Source organism: Flavobacterium hauense (assembly GCF_054457175.1).
The window spans coordinates 35,499-54,014 of record NZ_JBTKVX010000011.1; the positions used below are offsets into that span (position 1 = coordinate 35,499).

An 18,516-nucleotide genomic window follows, 5' to 3' on the forward strand; every position below is an offset into this window, starting at 1 on the left:
TTTGTAATCTGTTATTTTCTTTTGATTATTCGTTGCAGGGTTTCTTTTTCACCTCTGTATATTATCCACATGAATGCAATTATCGAAAGTATTCCGAAGATATACGTTCTCCTGAAAATTGGTACATAGAACGACAGTGCCGACAGGAGTATCGACAAGCCAAGGTACAGGCTTATCTTTTTTATATCGTACGGTATTGGATAATATTTATTCCCAAAGTAAAAAGAAAGACCCATCATGGTTCCGTATGCCGATATCGTAGCGATAGCCGAACCCATATAGCTAAGATAGGGTATCAGCAGGTAGTTCAGTACAACTGTTACCACTGCGCCGGCGATCGAGATATTAGCGCCTATCCTTGTTTTATCTGATAACTTATACCACACCGAAAGATTTGAATATATCCCAAGGAAAAAATTGGCAAGGATAATTAATGGAACTACGTCCATGCCTTTCCAGTAGGCAGGGCTCCTTAGCATCAGCATTTTCAGGACATCTGCAAAAACCACTACACATAATAGTATCATCGATCCGAAGATTACAAAATATTTGGTGATAGTGGCATATGTATAGCGTGCATTCTCGTGCTTGGCATGGCTAAAGAAAAATGGCTCAATGCCCAGCCTGAATGCCGTAGCAAATAGTGTCATGAATACGGCAAGCTTATAACAGGCCGAGTAAATACCTATCTCTACTTTTACTGCATTTTCAGATAATGGAAGAAAAGCTTTTAGAAAAAATCTGTCGAAAGTCTCGTTAACAACAAATGCAAGGCCTGCCACCATAACCGGAAGGCTGTACTGCATCATGCGTCGCCAAAGCTTAGCGTCAAAATGCCATTCTGTTTTTATGTAGTGCGGAAGCAGAACCACAAGTGTAAGCAGACTCGCTATAAGGTTTGATACAAATATGTAACCTACCTGAAAGTCTTCAACATATATGGTCGATAAAAAGCTATCCGGATATGCCTTTGCAATATCCCCAAGATATACAAGGAAGAATACATTAAAGAGAAGATTTATGGCAACATTTCCAATCTTGACTGCTGCATACATCAGCGGCCTGCCCTCAGCCCTTAATTTAGAAAACGGAACTATTACCAATGCATCCAGTGCCAGTATCCATATCGTATACGTCACATATTCAACATCAAGGTCGCCTGCTTCGGCAAGATAACTGCGCCCCAATAGTGCAATAACAAGAAAAGCAATCGATGACCAAAAAAGCGAAATGGTAGAAGTACTCAATACACTTTTTTTGCTATCAGAAGTGTAGAACCTGAAAAAAGCAGTCTCCATGCCATAAGCCAGTATGACATTTAAAAATGCCATTCCCGCAAAAATAAGTGCCTGCTCACCATATTCCTTCTCCGGAAGTATATCGGTATACAGCGGAGTCAGCAAAAAGCTGAATATCCTGGGTACAACCGTAGCTATACCATATATGGCAGTCTGCTTAAAAAGATTCTTGTATAAGCTCAAAGAGTGGTTGGTTTTTAGTTATAACAAAAGTAATTATAATTTACAGCAATATAAAAACTACGAAGAAAAAGAATAATTGTGCCTAAGGTAAAATATATACTGAAGTTATTCAAATCAAAAAGGCTCCCGAAAACCGGAAGCCTTTTCAAAATATGCTTGTTTTGTATTCTTAGTTGTTCAATGCCTCGGCACCACCCACGATCTCAAGGATCTCGTTAGTAATGGCAGCCTGACGGGCTTTGTTGTAAGTAAGCTTAAGCTGATTTCTTAGGTCAGTAGCATTATCTGTTGCTTTGTGCATCGCTGTCATACGGGCACCGTGCTCAGAAGCGAAAGAATCACGAACGGCTTTGTACAATTGCGTTTTTAACGAAAGTGGTACAAGGCTAAGTACGATCTCTTCTTTGGTAGGCTCAAAAATGTAATCAGTAACATTGTTTGCTGCTTTCTCATCTTTAGCCGCAGGCTCAAGAGGCAGGAACTGCTCTGTAAGCACTACCTGAGTAGCTGCATTTTTGAAATGGTTGTATACCAGCTCAATTTTGTCATACTCGCCCGCTGCAAATTTGTCCATAAGAGACTGTGCTGCTTCGGCTACATTTTCAAACGTAAGGGTATCAAATATTTCGCTTTTGTTATCTACAACATTGCAGGTTTTCCTAAGCACATCGTTACCTTTTTTACCAATTGCCAAAACATCAACCTCTTTACCTGCATAAGCAGCCTGAAGGTTTTTTATCTGTTTGATCACGTTGGCATTAAAAGCACCGCAAAGACCCCTGTTTGAAGTAATGGCAACAATAAGCACTTTATTTACCGGGCGCTGCTCGGCAAATACTCCTCCATTGTCGCTGTCAAGGGTAGCACTAAGATTTTGCAGTAGCTCAGTAAGCTTCTCAGAATAAGGCCTCATAGCCGTAATAGCATCCTGTGCTTTTTTAAGCTTGGCTGCAGAAACCATTTTCATCGCACTTGTAATTTGCATCGTGGATGAAACGGAAGTAATCCTGTTACGTATTTCCTTTAAGTTTGCCATTTTATAATGTAATAATTAAGCAATTAATCAATGGAACAATTGCTACATTGATTAATTGATACATTAATTTATTAGTATTTTGCTGAAATCTCTGCTGCTACTTTCTCAAGAACATCAGTGATCTCATCTGTAAATTTACCAGCTTTAAGACCGTCAAGCGTTGCTCTGTGCTTAGCGTTAAGATATTCGATATAATCTTTTTCGAATTCTTTTACTTTGTTCACAGGTACTTTTTTAAGTAGGTTTTTAGAACCTGCATAAATAATAGCAACCTGATCTTCTACAGTATAAGGATCGTTAACCGCCTGTTTAAGGATCTCAACGTTTCTTCTACCTTTTTCGATTACGTTTAGCGTTACAGCATCAAGGTCAGAACCAAATTTAGCGAAAGCTTCAAGCTCACGGAACTGTGCCTGGTCAAGCTTAAGCGTACCAGATACTTTTTTCATTGATTTGATCTGTGCGTTACCACCTACACGCGATACAGAGATACCAACGTTGATTGCCGGACGTACACCTGAGTTGAATAGATCTGACTCAAGGAATATCTGACCATCAGTAATCGAGATTACGTTTGTTGGGATATATGCAGAAACGTCACCAGCCTGAGTTTCGATGATAGGAAGCGCAGTAAGCGATCCACCACCTTTAACGATTGGCTTAAGAGATTCCGGAAGGTCGTTCATGTTTTTAGCGATATCGTCATCAGCGATAACTTTCGCAGCTCTCTCAAGAAGTCTTGAGTGAAGGTAGAAAACGTCTCCAGGGTAAGCCTCACGTCCCGGTGGCCTTCTTAGTAGAAGCGATACCTCACGGTAAGCAACTGCCTGTTTAGAAAGGTCATCATAAATGATAAGTGCCGGACGGCCCGTATCACGGAAGTACTCACCAATTGCAGCACCTGCAAACGGAGCGTAAACCTGCATTGCAGCAGGGTCAGAAGCATTAGCAGCAACGATAACTGTATAAGCCATTGCGCCTTTTTCTTCTAATGTTTTAGCAATACCTGCAACAGTCGAAGCTTTTTGCCCAACAGCTACATATATACAGAATACCGGTTTCCCAGCATCATAAAATTCTTTCTGGTTAAGGATGGTATCGATACAAACTGTAGTTTTACCAGTCTGACGGTCACCAATTACAAGCTCACGCTGTCCACGTCCTACAGGGATCATCGCATCGATTGCTTTTACACCTGTCTGAAGCGGCTCAGTTACCGGCTGACGGAAGATAACTCCAGGAGCTTTACGCTCAAGAGGCATCTCATAAAGGTCACCACCAATAGGGCCTTTACCATCAATTGGGTTACCAAGAGTGTCTACCACACGGCCTACCATTTGCTCACCTACTCTAAGTGAAGCGATACGCTGTGTTCTTTTTACTGTAGATCCTTCTACGATACCTGAAGATGTACCAAACAATACTACGCCCACATTGTCTTCTTCAAGATTCAGGACCATAGCCTCTAACCCATTCTCGAACTGAACTAACTCACCATATTGTGCGTTAGACAGACCGTGAATACGGGCAATACCATCTCCTACATTAAGAACTGTTCCCACTTCTTCTAATGTAGCACCCGATTCAAAACCGGACAATTGTTTCTTTAATATTGCTGAAATTTCAGCAGCTTTAATTTCTGCCATAATATACTCTATAGTTTAAACACTTTCGTGCGATAAAATACTAATTACTTAACTCTCTTCTTAATGTTGTAAGCCTGTTTGCCACAGAAGCATTAAACTGCTTATCGCCTATCCTAAGGATGAATCCGCCAATGATAGCCGGATCAACGATGCTTTTTATGGTAATTTTCTTGTCTGAAAACTCTTTTATCTTAGCCATTACCTTTGCCTCAAGCTCTTCGGTAAGTGGTATAGCGGTAGTAACCGTAGCCACTTCTATTCCGTTAAGTGCATCAAACTGGGTTTTGTACTCCTCTGCAATAAGCGGAAGGATTTCAAACCTCTTGTTTTCATGCAATAGGTGAAAAAGACCTAAAGTAATAGATTGCGTTCCCGCAAAAATTTCTTTAAGGGCTGCCTCTTTAGCTTCTGCCTTAACAACCGGACTGTTCACAAATGCGCTCAGCTCAGCATTGCCTTTAATGGTAGATGCTATAAGGGACATGTCTTCATTTACATTGCCTGCAGCTCCTGAAGCCTGCGCCATATCCAGGATTGCTTTTGCATAACGTATTGCAGCTCTTGAACCTGTCATATAGCGATTAGTTTAATTTAACGTCATCAAGCATTCTCTCAACCAATGAAGTTTGAGATGCCTTATCAGACAATTCGTTTTTAAGGATTTTCTCAGCGATATCAAGAGAGAAACCAGAAACCTGGTTTTTAAGCTCAGCCATTGCAGCGTTTTTCTCGCTTGCAATTGCAGCTTTAGCCTGCTCAATCATTTTTTCGCCCTGAAGAACAGCCTCTGCTTTTGCATCAGCAATCATCTTGTCTTTAATCTCTCTAGCATCTTTAATCATAGCATCTCTCTCAGCACGAGCCTCGTTAAGGATCCTTTGGTTATCAGCTTGAAGATTATGCATTTCAGCACGTGCAGCCTCTGCAGACTTTAGTGCATTATTGATAGACTCTTCCCTGCTTTTCACAGCACCTAAAATAGGTTTCCATGCAAATTTTTTAAGCAGGATAAAGAATACAACGAATATTAATGTTGTCCAAAAAATTAAACTCTCGGGTGCAGTAAAATTCATATCTTGTTGTTTATAGTTTTAATGTTGTAAAAAACTTCCCTCAGCCAACCGCCAAGGGAAGTTTGTTTTAATTATTTTGCAATTAACGCAACTACTACTGCGAAAAGAGCAACACCTTCGATAAGCGCCGCAGCAATAATCATTGCAGTTTGGATTTTGTTGGCAACTTCAGGCTGACGAGCCATAGCGTCCATTGCAGAACCACCAATTTTACCAATACCAATACCTGCACCGATTACAGCTAATCCAGCTCCGATTCCAGCTAATACCATAATAAAAGAATTTATTTGTTAATAATAATTAAATTAAATATTCATCATGCTCATGGTGATCATGCTCTTCTACAGCCTGACCAATGAACAATGCCGATAACAGGGTAAATACATAAGCCTGTAATGCAGCAACTAATAACTCAAGAACACTCATGAACAATACAAACGCTCCCGATACCGGTGCAATAGCTACTGTCTTGAATATATATATAAGTGAAATTAAGCTCAAAATAATAATGTGACCTGCAGTGATGTTTGCAAAAAGACGTATCATCAATGCGAATGGCTTAGTAAGCGTACCGATGATCTCTACAGGTATCATGATAGGATAAAGGAACACAGGTACCGGCGGCATAAAAATGTGTTTCCAGTAATCTTTGCTTCCGCTTGCCGTTGTAATAATGTAAGTAATAAAAGCCAGTACAAAAGTAAAGAAAATATTACCCGTAAGGTTAGAACTGAACGGGAAGAAAGGTATAAGGCCTATCAGGTTGTTTACCCATATAAAGAAAAATATGGTAAGCAGGTAAGGCATATATTTAGCATATTTTTTCTCACCGATGTTTGGAATCGCAATATCATCCCTTACAAAAGTAACAAGAGGTTCAAGGAAACCTGCAAGACCTTTTGGTGCAAATGCATTCTTTTTATAAGAACGGGCAACAGCCGAGAAAAGGATGAAAATTAAAAGAGCCGACAATATAAGTGAGAAAACATTTTTAGTGATCGAAAAGTCTAATGGCCTTGCCTCAAAGTTAAATGCTGTCTTATCGTCCTGGCTAAGTGTTTCAAATTTATCGGCATAATAAATAACTTCATTATAGCGAACAAATTTCTGACCATCTACATCAACTACGTGCTCACCTGTATTATCATGGTGAAATTGTGCAGAAGAAAAAACAACTAAACCGTTATCTGACCAAAGTATCACAGGCAGGTTTAACGACACAGCATTTTCATGCTCTCCAAAAATATGGAAATCGTGAGCGTCTCCAATGTGAGAATTGATAAGATCGGTAGAATTGAATTCTTTCTCTTCATGACCATGTCCTTCATGGCTCGTTTCAGCTGCATGAGCAGTGGCTACAGGCGCTACAACGCTATCGTTTGCGGAGTTCGCAAGCACTGGCATTGAAAATCCTATTACTAAAGCAGTTAAGAAAATACGAAGCGGTTTGATTGAAATCACTATTGTTTAAATTTAAGTGTCTAAAACTATGTCCCAAAAATTTTTGCAAAGGTACATATTTAATTCACATTTAAAAATATCCAAATATAATTTTTAAAAACGAACCCTCTTTTAATAATTCAATAATGATTGTGCAGTTTATTTGCTGTTAATTAAACGTACGGCAAATACTACTTCTACAAGCAGGTAAATAAAATATGGCACAAAAAAATTAAGCACATCACCCACGGGATTAGGCACCTGCGCATTCATAAGAGGTATAAAGAAAATTACTGATGCTGCAATCTTGAATATGCTAAGCCCCATAAACGCAAAGCCCGTCTTATCCGGAAAATTTTTATGAATAAAATTCATAATCATAAGTATGCCCAGGGTAGCAATGCCCAAAAAGGCGTAAATATGCCATATTTGGTAATAAAACTCCCCTTTAAAGAATTCGTCGGCTATAAAATTATGGCTTAAAAAAAGTGTTGCCGACAGTAGCAGCAAAAAGCTTAAAAATTTAACGGTCATCAAAAATTATATTTATGGCTTTTCGCCAAGATTCTTTACCTGCCTTATTACATTATATAAGGCAATAAAAACGGCCAGCAGCGAAAATATAATTGTAAACAGGTTTCCCCCGTTGCTGTATTTTTCGTCGAGCCACAGGCCTAAGTAAACGCCTGCAAGTATTATAACCCCCATCTGGAAAGGTATATTTACCAGAGCTATCCACTTTTTGCTTTTGTTATTGTCCTGGCTGCTGTTCATCCGGTTTTGGAGTTTGTTTTACAGGAGTGCGCATAATACAGGAAGCGCTGAATTCTGCGCCCGGCTCTACCGATAATTTTCCTGTGATGACTTCTCCTTTTATATGTGCTTTTGATTTTACATTCAAAATTTCAGCCACTTCAATTTTTCCGTTGAATTTGCCTTCTATATCGGCGTTCTTGCATTTAATATCACCTGTTACGCTTCCGGCAGGACCTATTACAATTTTACCTTTGGTGGTAAAATTGCCTGTAAGTTCGCCATCAAGCCTGAAGTCGGCCTGCGAAATGATATCTCCTTTTATAATAGTGCCTTCCACGATCCTGTTGGTTTTACCCAATAGGTCAGTGTACGACTTTTGTGGTTTGTCAAACATCCTTTATTCTATCGCTAAAAATTCGGTATAATTCTTTTTGATTTGCACCACCTTATAATCTTCGCTTGAGATTATTTCGAGTGTTTCTGCAACTTTATATTTCTTGTAGTCTTTTAATACTGATACAGCATCTTCGGCAGCAAGTTTGCTGATGAAGCCATGCACTACAAGCATATTCTCTTTTAGTGTATATACATCGCTTGAAATCGTGATGTTATTGTTAAGCCCTTCTTTTATGAACTTCTCAATCTTATCTTTTAACGGTTTTATTTTTGCCTCATCTGCAAAGTCAAATTTGTAGACAATTTTCCAGCTGGCAGTAGGCTGTCCAAAGGCAAGTTTCTCAAGGTTTGGTATATCGGTCTTAAGCAAAGACTCCGACGTTTTACCCTCTATGCTGTTAGGGTAATTAAGCGCCACAAAGTTAAGCCCCTTTTTATATTCTTCTATACCATACAGCCTTGCCCCTATCTGAGCTTTAAGCAGCTCAAATTTAGACACGATCTCTTCTCCCGTATAGGTTTCTATATACTCGTCAATCTGAGCATAAACTTCACGTATCTGCCCCTGATTGTATTTTTTGAAAAGCTGGTCATAAGCAGCATCAGGAGTAAGATTTTTGGCCGCATCAGATGTAGGGTTCCTGATGATCTCAGCATAACGGCTGTCAGGGTACTGTGAAAGTATCTGTTGCTTGTACATATCCGCTTTTGCCGGATCTATAATTTCATATATTTTATACAAATTATATTTTGACGGCAATACAAGCCTTTCCTCGGGCTGGCTTTGCAATAACGTTTCCAGCTTATTGGCAGCAAGCCTGTATTCTTTAAATTTCTCTTTATATATAGAGCCCAATTGGTAGTATGCAAAATTGCGCTCGGTAGCAAGGCTGTCTATAACCTTTTTCTCGGTAGGCAGCTGGGAGATATAAAAATCTGTCCTGAATCTTGGTTCGACAGCTTTTTCATCATCTCCTTTTGGAAGCTTGCCCGCTATGCCGTCAAAGATCGAATCTCCGTCGATAGCATTTTGAGCAGCCTTATTTGTCTGTTCCGATGACCAGCGCCAATTTTCAGAATAGGCTCTGTTACCCCAGCGTTTTTTAAATTCCTGTTTACCATAGGCAACAGTTGCAGGTGTATAGAAATAAAATTTGCCTCCGCTTCCGCCCGGTGCACTTCCGCCCAGCTGAGGGCTTCTTGCGCTTGTATTCATTCCGGGTGCTTGCGGGAAATTATTTCCTGCTCCCGAAGCAGCCAGATTTTCCTGTTTTATAGCTTCTTTCTCAAGCTTTAATTTTTGCGCCGCTTCTTTTTCTTTCAGCTTGGTTATGTAATTTTCATAATATGCCTTTCTTCCGGTATCATCCATCGAAACTACCGAAAGAATGCTATCGTTGGTTTTTGCGATCGCCTCATATTTTATAACATCGGCCAGGTTGTCCCTTTTCTTTTTTATACTCCTGTATTCTCTTGACCTGTTATCCAAAAACACCAATGTACTGTCATAGTACATTCCTGCCCTTGCATATTGGGCATCCTTAAAATTGATCTCACCAATGTTCCTGTAATTAGATGCCTGAAGATAGCGGTCTCTTGAATTAGAGCGTAACGAAACGTTGTAATACTGCTCTGCCATGGAAGGACTATGCTGCTTTTCGTAATAAAGCCCCATCTGATGATTTATGATATCCAGGTAGGGTCTATTCTCCCTGTCATCAAGCAGTTTATAATATTTTTCCAAAAAGGCAATCGTATCCCCTTTGGCAGGGTTAAACTGGCCGGCCTGCATGGCATGCGCCTGGATAACATATCTCCTTGGCGCTTTTCTTTTCATATCTATCACCCTCTGGTATTCGGCATAGGCACTATCCGGACGGTTGAGTTTGCTTTGTAGCTGACCCAATATAAAATGATATCTCGCTTTTTCTTCGTTCTTTCTTGTGAATGCGGCTGCATTTTTAAGTACGGTTACAGCACTGTCAGTCGCCTGCAGTTTCATATATCCCGCTGCAAGCATGGCATTGGCATCAGCAAATGTCTGCTCATCCATTGCATCCTTTTTCTGCTTTATAAGTTCTTTCAGGTTTCTTATTGCAATCGCCTCGTTATCCAGGCGAATGTTAGTTTTCTCCCTCCAAATCTTGGCAGCATCTATTTTATCGCTTGAAGGATATTTTAGCAGTATATAATTAAACGCCTCAAGAGCGGGCACATACCTGTTTTCATAATACCTGGATTTTCCCAATAACAGGTAAGCCTCATCCATTTGTGGGTTCTTTTCACTCCCAGCTATATTCATCGAGTGCTTCTGTATCGCTTTGGTTGCCTTTTCTTCAGCTCTTTTAAAATTGCCGGTTTGTTCCGGCTTAGCTTCCTGAGATGGCCCTCCCGGTTTGCCACCGGAGCCCGTTTTAGCAGTACCATTATCTTTTGCTAGTGAAACTGCCGGTGCCATTTTTGATATTTTTGCCAAATCTGGCTGCTTTGCATCTTTAGTTGTCGCTGAAGCAGGCGGAGGAGCCGATACCGCTGTAACAGCAGACGGTTCAGTAACAACAATGGGTTGGGTCCTTTCTACAGGCAACACGTCCCAAAAGTTATCCTCATAAGTGGTTGCAAGATCGGCAAGGCCGGCATCGAGTGCCAGGTTACCGTTATATAGTACGTTATACTCGGTATTGACCGCGTGATAGTTTCGGTTAACAAACGAATCTTTTTTGGTAGAGCACGCAATTGCGAAACCTACCGTACCAAAAAGAACAAAATATTTTGAAGTACTGGTTTTCAATGTAAAAGCTGTTTTTTATCCTTAACTTTTAAAATCTTACTTTAGTATAAAAGAGGGTAAAAATACGCTTCTTTTTGTAACATAGGCAGTTTTTTGGCAAAAAAATCCCCCTTACGAAAAGGGGGACCATTTAATTTATACCGCAAAAAATTCTTCGAGCTCTTTAAGCGTTTCGGCAGATGTGCGAATATCTTTTACAATCTCGCCTTTATGCATGGCCACTATCCTGTCGCTTACCTCGGTAGTATGGGCAAGGTCATGGCTGGACACCAGTATGGTTACGTTTTTATCGTCTGCCAGGTCTTTGATTATCTTTTTAAGTCTGAACTGTGTTGTAGGGTCAAGATTAGCAAATGGCTCGTCGAGAATAATAATTTCCGGACTGCCTATAAGTGTTGCTATGATACCCACTTTCTTTTGGTTACCCTTAGAAAGGTCACGCAGGTATTTTCTTTTATTAAGTATCTCTCCATTAAAGAAATCTTCATGTTCTTTAAGCAATGCATCTACACTGGCCTTATTTTGCCCGCGCAGCTCTCCTATAAAATAAAAATACTCTTCGGGCGTAAGGTAGCCTATCAAAAAGCTTTCGTCAAGAAACGCTGCTGTAAAGGGTTTCCATGCTTCGCTTTCGTTCACCTGTATTCCGTTGGATTTTATCGACCCTGTTGTTGGCTCGATAAGGTCAAGCAAAAGGCTGAATAATGTTGTCTTTCCCGCTCCGTTATTTCCTACCAGGCCAAAGCTTTCACCTTTCTGGATCTCAAGGTTGCCTATGTTAAGTACGGTTACCCCGTTATATACTTTTTTAAGATTATTTATCTGTATCATGGTAAATTATAGTAATTGATTGGATGATTAGTTTTTTTGTTTGTAGGCCGCAAGCGTACCATACTTCTCTTTTTTGTAGATCTTTTCTATTTGTGCAAAAACCTTGTTTCTCAAGGCAAAACCAAGAATCCCGGCCACAGCTACAAAAATTGCACCAGCATTAGGGCTTATTGTGTAAAATCCTATTCCGTAAAGCGCCATGGGCACCAGCATTTTAGGCAACGAGATCAAAAGTGCTTTTAGGTTAAAAGCTTTTTTGTCGCCAAAGGCCTGCTTACTGCTCGAAAGATCTATAGGAGTCTTGATAAAAGCTCCGGCCAACAACACAATGTGCGAGTTCACACCTATGTTATATACTGCCCCAGCAAGCAAAAGGAGGTAAGTGTCTAGCCCGAAATACAAATAAAATACTGACAATAAAGCGCTTAATGATGTACCGATAACAATAAGCCACCATTTAGACGAAATATATTCGCGATACTGAATGTTTTGGCTCATCATCAGCGGATAATAGGCACTGTCCCAGCTTGGCACAAACTGTCCGAAAGTCATCATGAAGCCACCGGTTACAAATATGCCGGCAAACATGCTCCAGAAAGGCCCTTGATAAACTTCAATCGCCCCGGTGAAAAAAAACAGCCCATAAAACAAAAAGAAGCAGCTCATCATTATTGTAGTCTTCGAACGCTTGTTCCTGCGGATAAGCTTGATATCATTCTTAAGGAAGGTACCCAGCGTTCCAAACTGGTTAAGCCATGTATAATCCTGGGTTTCGGCAATCTCGTGTTTGCCTTTAAGTCCTGTGTCAAGATACATCTCTCTGGTAAAAAGCTTAAAGCATGTATAGTATAAACCTGCCAGTAGTACTAATGGTACCAGGAACATATAGTAGGTTGCATACAACCCATGGTAAAATACCGATGTAACAATGGTAATGTCAAAATAGCCATAATACTGTATTGCCCCAAGGCCTACCACTAAAGCAGCAACCGTCCAGAATATCCAGTCCTTATCGTCTACCAGCACATTAATAAAGTTGTTGCTGTAAATAAGTGCCATCATACCAATGTGCCACAACACTACACTTACAGGGTCGTAGCCCTCTATAATCAGTACAACCGAAAATGGTATAAAGAAAAAAGCATGGATGATATTAAAGAAAGAGATCGCTGTTTTGCCCAATGCAAAATTTACGATTGTCCCCCTTTTTATAGGCAACGTGAGCAACGGCCTGATATTGATAACCGGAATTTTTTGCAGGAAGTATCGCAACAGCAAATCGCCTACAAAATAGTAAACCGCAAACTTGCTTACCACTACCAGCGGATCCTGGTTAAGCCCTTCCTGGATCAGGTAAAATGCCCAAATCCCCAAAGCAAGAAATATCGCGGTGAAATATAGTGCTCCAAGTATCATGAACACTTTTATGGCTACGTTAGTAGCAAATGAAGAAGCTCTGGTAAATGCCTTCCATTCGAGCCAGATGAATTTTTTAAACATGTAATTTGGTTGTTGAATTTGTTAATTGGTATTTGTAAGCTGCAAAACGTTACAGGCTTTCAGGATAAATTTACATATTATATTCTGGATAGGTCTTTAACAGGTGTTCTTCGGCCCTGTTGGCAATGATAAAAATCACAACATATTGCGCCAGCATATTAAACACCAGAACCCCGGCCATAACTGCAATCCATACCGGTCCCGGAGCCTCTAAATCGAAAAGTATCCAAAACTGAGTCGGAAAATAAATAAACCAGGATCCCTGTCCAAAATTCATGAGAATTTCTTCAAAAAGCCATTTCCTCCCGGTTTGTTTTACTTTTTTACGATACTTCTTGTTTTTGGATATAAATACTCCAAAACTCAACAGAAATGTCGCGAAAAAAAATATCTGATAAAAAACCACATTAAACTGAATTGCTTTATAAGCTATCATAAAACAAGCCAGTGTAATCAGGATTTGAGGTAGTTTTATAAACTGTTTCATATACCCCCAAATGAGCTTGTTGTATTTTTTAGTAAGCGCCAGCTGCCTGCTCTCCACCACGCCCATAAACCCAAAAACGCCAAACTTTTTGAACTCAAGATGCAATGCCTCGTTAAAGCTCAGGTTAGGTTCGGTAAGCCAGCGCTCTTCAATAGCATTGGCAAGATGATCTGTCAGCTCGTTCTGTAAATCGTAGTATTCCACATAATGCTTTCGCGTAAACTCAAACAGCATTTCGTTTTGCTCTGCAGATATTTTCATCACCTTATCCATCAAATCGTACTTTGTATTGTTTGTGAAACTGTAATACTGTATATATTAGCGCAATCTCGAATGCGGTGTATAGCGAAAGAAACACAAGCATAAGAGTTTCATTTTCAATATTTTTTTCAAACCTGTTAAGTACCGGCAAAAAGAAACTCACTAACAGTAACCTGTCTATAACCGAATACCTGTTTTTCTTAAACATCCAAAAATAGATCCACGAAAAATAAAGGCAAAAATATGCCACAAGATGCCCAATCATAAGTGCATCGCTCACTTCGCTGTACCCTACTGCTTTTGTTAACAGAAAAGCAAGAGCTGTAAACAGCGTAGTCCCCACTAAAAAAACAGGCTTAACACAATTCTTAAATAAAATGCGTACAGCCGTGCCAAATGCTTTTTTTCTAAAGCTCCTGTTCGAGGCCATCAGCTCTCTTTTATGAACCGCCATATAGCGGGAGAAATTATAGCCAAATTCGCCTTCCATGTCTTCGATGGCTGTAGCTACATGGTCGGTCATTTCACAACGGATATCAACATAATGAACCCCTGCATTATACAGGTAATTGTCTATAAATTGTATCTGTTCGTTAGTAAGCCTGTTCATTTTAGTATATAATAGTTGGTTGGTTTTAAATGTATTTGCCCACATATTTCCTCCTGAAACGGTACAGGCTAATTATCAGCACCGTGATCAGTGCCGCCATAAAAGAAATGCTTATCCGCTGTGGATGCATCCTTTCCGCATCATTTTCAATAAAAGATGCTGTTAATGTTACCGCCATATTTCCAAGATATATGTAGCTATAAAATTGCACCATAACGCGCATAACCGATATTCTTTTGTTTTTCCAGCTTACAATAGCAAATGGAACTATCAGAATAAACAAGATGCAACTCCCATACATGCCAAGGTCGAATCCATCCATATAGAATTGCGCAAAAAAATAGGCTGCCGCAAATACCATCCCTGCCGGAATAAAAGCCATTGGGGTTTTGAGCGTATCCAAATATTGCTTTATAGCCCTCGATACTGCGGTTCTTTTTGCTTTCTTATTCTGTTCCAGCAGCTGGAGCCTGTTCATGATAAAATACTCATGCCAGTTATCGCCAAAATCGCCTTCTTTCGCTTCAAGTTCAGAAGCAATATGGTCTACCATTTCGTAGCGAATATCCATAAACTCAACGCCAAGATTATACAGGCGGTCGTCTATGAATTGTATCTGATCTGCTGTAAGCTTAGCCATTGTATCGCAGTTTATGATGTGCCTTAAATCGGCGCACAGTTACAGCCATTACGGCACAAAGAGAAAGCAGTACCGTAAAGTAAAGCACGACCATAACATCAGATGCAAGATCATCCATGTATCGTATTGAAAAAAGACCCGGGAAAAACACAAATACATTTAGTATTGCGATACCCTCCCCAACCGAATACTGTTCTTTCTTATTCATCATCCTGAACACTTCCGGAAACGAAACCGCTCCATTAGCCATGCAGAAAACAAAGAACATTATAGTTACAAACGTTTCTCTTTCAAGAACGTTGCTTAATCCTGTTAATGCTAAAAATATTAGTCCACAAAGCGCAGCAAAGCGAACGGTCAGCATATTCAGGAACAAGCCTTTCCATGACTGCCCCCACGAGATAAATATGTTCTTACGGTTAAACCTTCGCAGCTCCTTTTTATTCCTGCCGATATAAAGTTTAAGATTCCTCTCAAAATCCCCTTCCATCCCTTCAAGTTCTGTAGCAATATGATCGGTCATCTCGTGAAGTATATCCACATAAAGAAACCCGATCTTTTTAAGGGCTGCGTGTATCGCTTCTATCTGTTCTTGTGTAAGCTTATTCATAATTAAATAACCTGATATCTTGATTTATAAAATTTGCTAAGGAATCTGTAAGTGATAATTACCATAGCATAAAAACTGATTATAAAAGCATAATACAGCAGTTTTGTTGTATCTTCAACATCAGCCTTATCTATGCTATTCCTTACTATAAAACACAGTATAAATAATAACCCTCCAAAGAATTCCAGCAATCGCTCAGCGGTAGAGAACTGTTTTTTTTGCTTTGTAAACCCTACATAAAGGTAATAGACCCATAAAACAGGAAATGCAAAAGCACTCAGGAGCACAAATTTGGTTGTTGTTCCTTCCAGTCCTTCATATTTGTAATCGACAAAAAGCAGCCCATATATCACAGCCAGTATCGCTGCAAACCTCATAGTAAACAAATTACTAAACAACAACTTAATTCCCTTTATCCAGGCATTCATCCTGAACTGACGGTAATTCTTCTTCATCTCCCTTTTGTTATTGGCAATGTATCGTTCCAGGTTGGCAGTAAAGTCACCCTCCATCCCTTCAATCGCCGTGGCTGCATGGTCGGTCATCTCTATGCGGATATCCAGAAATCTGATCTCAATATCCCAAAGCGCCTTGTCAACGGCATTTATCTGTTCTTGTGTCAGCTTAGGCATATCTGTTATTTTTTAAAATGTCATTATTCATTCTCATTACGAGGTAGTATGTTGTAAAAATCACGCTCAGTACCACACCTTTTATACAATATACCCACTGGTCTTCACCAAAAAAATTGTTTATTTTTAAAACAAAAAGCATAGTGATTACATAATAGTACCACGATGCAGTCGTAAACCTCTTTACAAAAAGAAACCTTTTAGGCATCCAGGGTTCAGAAACCATGTAAGCAAATATCCCTATGATCATTACAGCTTCAAAAGCCCTGAAAGCCCATACCTCAAAAGTGGAAATTTGTATCAGTAAAAATATGATGGCAAAAAAGGCAATTCCCCTTTTTTCTGTAAACTGACTAAAAATCTTATTCCTGTTTTGCCTGTCCCTTATCAGTTCCTGCTCTTTTGCCGCCGTCAACAACTTTACCTTAAGATGCGAATGCATATAGGCTTTAAGTACAGCATCAAAATCATCACCTTCATTCAACTGCTCCTCCAGTGTTGTTGCGATATGATCGGTCATCTCCATACGGATGTCGTCATAAAATATCCTGTCTTTCGCAAGATATTTCTCAATTGCATTTATTTCTACCTCTGTAAGTTTCATGCCTTAAAACTGTAAATCGGGTTTAGGTGATGGCGTTACCAGGTTCTGCATATTGCGAATGAATTCCTCCAGCTCTGCAAGGCGGTTCACTGTCTCTTTTTGTCCATTTTCGGTAAGCTTGTAGTATTTACGCAGGCGGTTATCTACCTTCTCTACTTCCACATCCAGAAAGCCGTCGGCCTCCAGTTTGTGCAATGCCGGATATAATGCCCCTTCGGTAATGTTAAGTTCGCCGGCAGTTATCAGCTTTACTTTTTGGGTAATCTCATAACCATACATTCTGCCATTTTCTTCCAACAGCTTCATAATTATGGTGTTAAGACTCCCTTTATATAGTTGTGAGTTTTTCATGCTTGATTGATTCGTTACAGCAAATGTATACATAATTTTCTTATGCATAATAGTTTTAGGTATTATTTTACGGCAGGTTATTTTATTAAGCTGTTTGGAATGCTTATTTTTGCATCAAATAAACACACATGTCAACATTCCATTCACTTAAAATCAAAGATGTAAGAAGAGAAACGCCACAAGCTGTTTCCATCGCTTTTGAGATTCCGGAAAACCTGCGTGAAGACTATAATTTTATTGCAGGACAATACATAAACATAAAAACAAACTTTGAAGGCCAGGAGATCCGTAAGGCATATTCAATATGCTCGGCACCGGGCAGTAACGAACTTCGTGTAGCCATAAAGGCAGTTAAAAATGGCGGATTCTCTGTTTTTGCCAACGAAAAGCTTGCCCCGGGCGACACTATGGAAGTAGGTATTCCCGAAGGTAAGTTTACCTTCGAACCTAAACCGGGACGTCAGCGCAACTATGCAGCTTTTGCAGCAGGAAGCGGCATCACACCGGTAATGGCTATTATACAGTCGGTATTGCAGAGTGAGCCGGAGAGTACTTTCGTGCTTGTATATGGTAACAAAACGCCCGAAGACACCATCTTCCATCAGTTCCTGCACGACCTGCACCTAAAATATGTGGGCCGTTTCTTTGTTCACTTTGTATACAGTCAGGCAAAAGCCGAAGAGGCACTTTTCGGACGCATTGAGCGTGCTGCGGTAAACTTTGTGATCAAGAACAAGCACAAAGAGAAAGAATTCGAGAAATTCTACCTATGCGGACCCGAGCAAATGATTCTTACTGTAAATGAAGTACTTAGAGAAAATAACATCTCTGAAAATAACATTCAGTTTGAGCTGTTCTCTACGCCAATAGCCGAGAAAAAAATCGAGGAGAACCTTGACGGACAGACCAAGATCACTGTTTTGGTAGACGACGAGGAAGTTACCTTCATGATGTCGCAGCAAATGACCATTCTTGATGCAGCTTTGAAACAGGGTGTAGATGCACCTTACTCTTGTCAGGGCGGTATCTGCAGCAGCTGTATGGCGCGTATCACTAACGGTACCGCAATAATGAAAAAGAATGCCATACTTACCGATGGCGAGATTGCCGAAGGCCTTATCCTTACCTGCCAGGCACACCCAACATCGGGCGAGGTCTATGTAGATTTTGATGACGTTTAATCGTCACGTACAATAAAGAAAATCCTCGGTTAACCGGGGATTTTTTGTTTATAACGGTTGTCATTTCGACCGGAATGAAATGCAGCGGAGAAATCTCTGCTCAGGAAAAAATAAATCTTTATTGAGATCTCTCCATTCCGCTGCGCTTTAGTCGAAATGACAGAACGTGCTCACTGCGACTGAATACTTG

General features: G+C 40.0%; 21 protein-coding genes. 1 reads left to right on the forward strand and 20 read right to left on the reverse strand.

The window, feature by feature from the left end; genetic code table 11:
* Positions 1 to 11 precede the first annotated feature (11 nt).
* The 20 genes from ACX0HA_RS09625 to ACX0HA_RS09720 all read right to left on the reverse strand — a co-directional run bounded on the left by ACX0HA_RS09625 (position 12) and on the right by ACX0HA_RS09720 (position 17,145).
* Entirely contained in the window at positions 12 to 1,481 is a 1,470-nt protein-coding gene (locus tag ACX0HA_RS09625; protein WP_458845064.1) for an oligosaccharide flippase family protein, read from the reverse strand.
* Between the two features lie 169 nt (positions 1,482 to 1,650).
* Complete coding sequence (gene atpG / locus ACX0HA_RS09630) at positions 1,651 to 2,517, reverse strand: ATP synthase F1 subunit gamma (protein ID WP_458845065.1); 867 nt, start codon at positions 2,515 to 2,517, stop codon at positions 1,651 to 1,653.
* A 71-nt stretch (positions 2,518 to 2,588) separates the two neighbouring features.
* Positions 2,589 to 4,163, reverse strand: coding sequence for a F0F1 ATP synthase subunit alpha (gene atpA / locus ACX0HA_RS09635; RefSeq protein ID WP_458845066.1), 1,575 nt, complete (start codon positions 4,161 to 4,163; stop codon positions 2,589 to 2,591).
* A gap of 40 nt (positions 4,164 to 4,203) precedes the next feature.
* Positions 4,204 to 4,737, reverse strand: a complete 534-nt coding sequence (gene atpH, locus ACX0HA_RS09640) for an ATP synthase F1 subunit delta (protein ID WP_458845067.1) — start codon at positions 4,735 to 4,737, stop codon at positions 4,204 to 4,206.
* Positions 4,738 to 4,744: 7 nt separating this feature from the next.
* Positions 4,745 to 5,236, reverse strand: a complete 492-nt coding sequence (locus tag ACX0HA_RS09645; protein ID WP_458845068.1) for a F0F1 ATP synthase subunit B — start codon at positions 5,234 to 5,236, stop codon at positions 4,745 to 4,747.
* 71 nt (positions 5,237 to 5,307) lie between these two features.
* The gene (gene atpE / locus ACX0HA_RS09650) at positions 5,308 to 5,508 is read right to left on the reverse strand and encodes an ATP synthase F0 subunit C (RefSeq protein WP_159801307.1); all 201 of its coding nucleotides are present in this window, start codon (positions 5,506 to 5,508) and stop codon (positions 5,308 to 5,310) included.
* 28 nt (positions 5,509 to 5,536) lie between these two features.
* On the reverse strand, positions 5,537 to 6,640 hold the full coding sequence (gene atpB / locus ACX0HA_RS09655; protein WP_458845069.1) for a F0F1 ATP synthase subunit A: 1,104 nt from the start codon (positions 6,638 to 6,640) through the stop codon (positions 5,537 to 5,539).
* 195 nt (positions 6,641 to 6,835) lie between these two features.
* Positions 6,836 to 7,210 carry a hypothetical protein gene (locus ACX0HA_RS09660; protein WP_458845070.1) on the reverse strand — a complete coding sequence of 125 codons (375 nt, stop codon included), beginning with the start codon at positions 7,208 to 7,210 and terminating at the stop codon, positions 6,836 to 6,838.
* A gap of 12 nt (positions 7,211 to 7,222) precedes the next feature.
* Positions 7,223 to 7,450: an AtpZ/AtpI family protein gene (locus ACX0HA_RS09665; RefSeq protein ID WP_458845071.1), complete on the reverse strand. Its 228-nt coding sequence runs from the start codon at positions 7,448 to 7,450 to the stop codon at positions 7,223 to 7,225.
* Complete coding sequence (locus tag ACX0HA_RS09670) at positions 7,428 to 7,826, reverse strand: bactofilin family protein (protein WP_458845072.1); 399 nt, start codon at positions 7,824 to 7,826, stop codon at positions 7,428 to 7,430. Before ACX0HA_RS09670 ends, ACX0HA_RS09665 begins: the two co-directional genes overlap by 23 nt.
* A 3-nt stretch (positions 7,827 to 7,829) precedes the next feature.
* Positions 7,830 to 10,619 carry a type IX secretion system periplasmic lipoprotein PorW/SprE gene (gene porW, locus ACX0HA_RS09675; RefSeq protein ID WP_458845073.1) on the reverse strand — a complete coding sequence of 930 codons (2,790 nt, stop codon included), beginning with the start codon at positions 10,617 to 10,619 and terminating at the stop codon, positions 7,830 to 7,832.
* A 135-nt stretch (positions 10,620 to 10,754) separates the two neighbouring features.
* A complete protein-coding gene (locus tag ACX0HA_RS09680) occupies positions 10,755 to 11,450 on the reverse strand; it encodes an ABC transporter ATP-binding protein (protein ID WP_458845074.1) in 696 nt (231 codons plus the stop codon).
* Positions 11,451 to 11,477: 27 nt separating this feature from the next.
* Positions 11,478 to 12,950: a DUF5687 family protein gene (locus ACX0HA_RS09685; RefSeq protein ID WP_458845075.1), complete on the reverse strand. Its 1,473-nt coding sequence runs from the start codon at positions 12,948 to 12,950 to the stop codon at positions 11,478 to 11,480.
* Positions 12,951 to 13,020: 70 nt separating this feature from the next.
* On the reverse strand, positions 13,021 to 13,710 hold the full coding sequence (locus tag ACX0HA_RS09690) for a hypothetical protein (protein WP_458845076.1): 690 nt from the start codon (positions 13,708 to 13,710) through the stop codon (positions 13,021 to 13,023).
* Complete coding sequence (locus ACX0HA_RS09695; RefSeq protein ID WP_458845077.1) at positions 13,703 to 14,308, reverse strand: hypothetical protein; 606 nt, start codon at positions 14,306 to 14,308, stop codon at positions 13,703 to 13,705. Before ACX0HA_RS09695 ends, ACX0HA_RS09690 begins: the two co-directional genes overlap by 8 nt.
* A gap of 25 nt (positions 14,309 to 14,333) precedes the next feature.
* Entirely contained in the window at positions 14,334 to 14,948 is a 615-nt protein-coding gene (locus tag ACX0HA_RS09700; protein WP_458845078.1) for a hypothetical protein, read from the reverse strand.
* Complete coding sequence (locus ACX0HA_RS09705) at positions 14,941 to 15,558, reverse strand: hypothetical protein (RefSeq protein ID WP_458845079.1); 618 nt, start codon at positions 15,556 to 15,558, stop codon at positions 14,941 to 14,943. The genes ACX0HA_RS09700 and ACX0HA_RS09705 overlap by 8 nt, the downstream gene beginning before the upstream one ends.
* Before the next feature lie 2 nt (positions 15,559 to 15,560).
* Positions 15,561 to 16,190 (reverse strand): hypothetical protein, encoded by a 630-nt coding sequence (locus ACX0HA_RS09710; RefSeq protein ID WP_458845080.1) that lies wholly within the window; start codon positions 16,188 to 16,190, stop codon positions 15,561 to 15,563.
* Positions 16,183 to 16,794 (reverse strand): hypothetical protein, encoded by a 612-nt coding sequence (locus ACX0HA_RS09715; RefSeq protein ID WP_458845081.1) that lies wholly within the window; start codon positions 16,792 to 16,794, stop codon positions 16,183 to 16,185. The genes ACX0HA_RS09710 and ACX0HA_RS09715 overlap by 8 nt, the downstream gene beginning before the upstream one ends.
* Before the next feature lie 3 nt (positions 16,795 to 16,797).
* Positions 16,798 to 17,145: a PadR family transcriptional regulator gene (locus ACX0HA_RS09720; protein ID WP_458845165.1), complete on the reverse strand. Its 348-nt coding sequence runs from the start codon at positions 17,143 to 17,145 to the stop codon at positions 16,798 to 16,800.
* Positions 17,146 to 17,273: 128 nt separating this feature from the next.
* Between ACX0HA_RS09720 and ACX0HA_RS09725 the strand changes: the two genes are divergently transcribed.
* A complete protein-coding gene (locus ACX0HA_RS09725; RefSeq protein ID WP_458845082.1) occupies positions 17,274 to 18,326 on the forward strand; it encodes a 2Fe-2S iron-sulfur cluster-binding protein in 1,053 nt (350 codons plus the stop codon).
* Positions 18,327 to 18,516: the final 190 nt, after the last annotated feature.

Excerpts from the sequence above, each read along its gene's own strand:
- atpG (WP_458845065.1), bottom strand. The coding sequence starts at position 2,517 with ATGGCAAACTTAAAGGAAATACGTAACAGGATTACTTCCGTTTCATCC.
- atpA (WP_458845066.1), bottom strand. The coding sequence starts at position 4,163 with ATGGCAGAAATTAAAGCTGCTGAAATTTCAGCAATATTAAAGAAACAA.
- atpH (WP_458845067.1), bottom strand. The coding sequence starts at position 4,737 with ATGACAGGTTCAAGAGCTGCAATACGTTATGCAAAAGCAATCCTGGAT.
- ACX0HA_RS09645 (WP_458845068.1), bottom strand. The coding sequence starts at position 5,236 with ATGAATTTTACTGCACCCGAGAGTTTAATTTTTTGGACAACATTAATA.
- atpE (WP_159801307.1), bottom strand. The coding sequence starts at position 5,508 with ATGGTATTAGCTGGAATCGGAGCTGGATTAGCTGTAATCGGTGCAGGT.
- atpB (WP_458845069.1), bottom strand. The coding sequence starts at position 6,640 with ATGCCAGTGCTTGCGAACTCCGCAAACGATAGCGTTGTAGCGCCTGTA.
- ACX0HA_RS09660 (WP_458845070.1), bottom strand. The coding sequence starts at position 7,210 with ATGACCGTTAAATTTTTAAGCTTTTTGCTGCTACTGTCGGCAACACTT.
- ACX0HA_RS09665 (WP_458845071.1), bottom strand. The coding sequence starts at position 7,450 with ATGAACAGCAGCCAGGACAATAACAAAAGCAAAAAGTGGATAGCTCTG.
- ACX0HA_RS09670 (WP_458845072.1), bottom strand. The coding sequence starts at position 7,826 with ATGTTTGACAAACCACAAAAGTCGTACACTGACCTATTGGGTAAAACC.
- ACX0HA_RS09680 (WP_458845074.1), bottom strand. The coding sequence starts at position 11,450 with ATGATACAGATAAATAATCTTAAAAAAGTATATAACGGGGTAACCGTA.
- ACX0HA_RS09685 (WP_458845075.1), bottom strand. The coding sequence starts at position 12,950 with ATGTTTAAAAAATTCATCTGGCTCGAATGGAAGGCATTTACCAGAGCT.
- ACX0HA_RS09690 (WP_458845076.1), bottom strand. The coding sequence starts at position 13,710 with ATGGATAAGGTGATGAAAATATCTGCAGAGCAAAACGAAATGCTGTTT.
- ACX0HA_RS09695 (WP_458845077.1), bottom strand. The coding sequence starts at position 14,308 with ATGAACAGGCTTACTAACGAACAGATACAATTTATAGACAATTACCTG.
- ACX0HA_RS09700 (WP_458845078.1), bottom strand. The coding sequence starts at position 14,948 with ATGGCTAAGCTTACAGCAGATCAGATACAATTCATAGACGACCGCCTG.
- ACX0HA_RS09705 (WP_458845079.1), bottom strand. The coding sequence starts at position 15,558 with ATGAATAAGCTTACACAAGAACAGATAGAAGCGATACACGCAGCCCTT.
- ACX0HA_RS09710 (WP_458845080.1), bottom strand. The coding sequence starts at position 16,190 with ATGCCTAAGCTGACACAAGAACAGATAAATGCCGTTGACAAGGCGCTT.
- ACX0HA_RS09715 (WP_458845081.1), bottom strand. The coding sequence starts at position 16,794 with ATGAAACTTACAGAGGTAGAAATAAATGCAATTGAGAAATATCTTGCG.
- ACX0HA_RS09720 (WP_458845165.1), bottom strand. The coding sequence starts at position 17,145 with ATGAAAAACTCACAACTATATAAAGGGAGTCTTAACACCATAATTATG.
- ACX0HA_RS09725 (WP_458845082.1), top strand. The coding sequence starts at position 17,274 with ATGTCAACATTCCATTCACTTAAAATCAAAGATGTAAGAAGAGAAACG.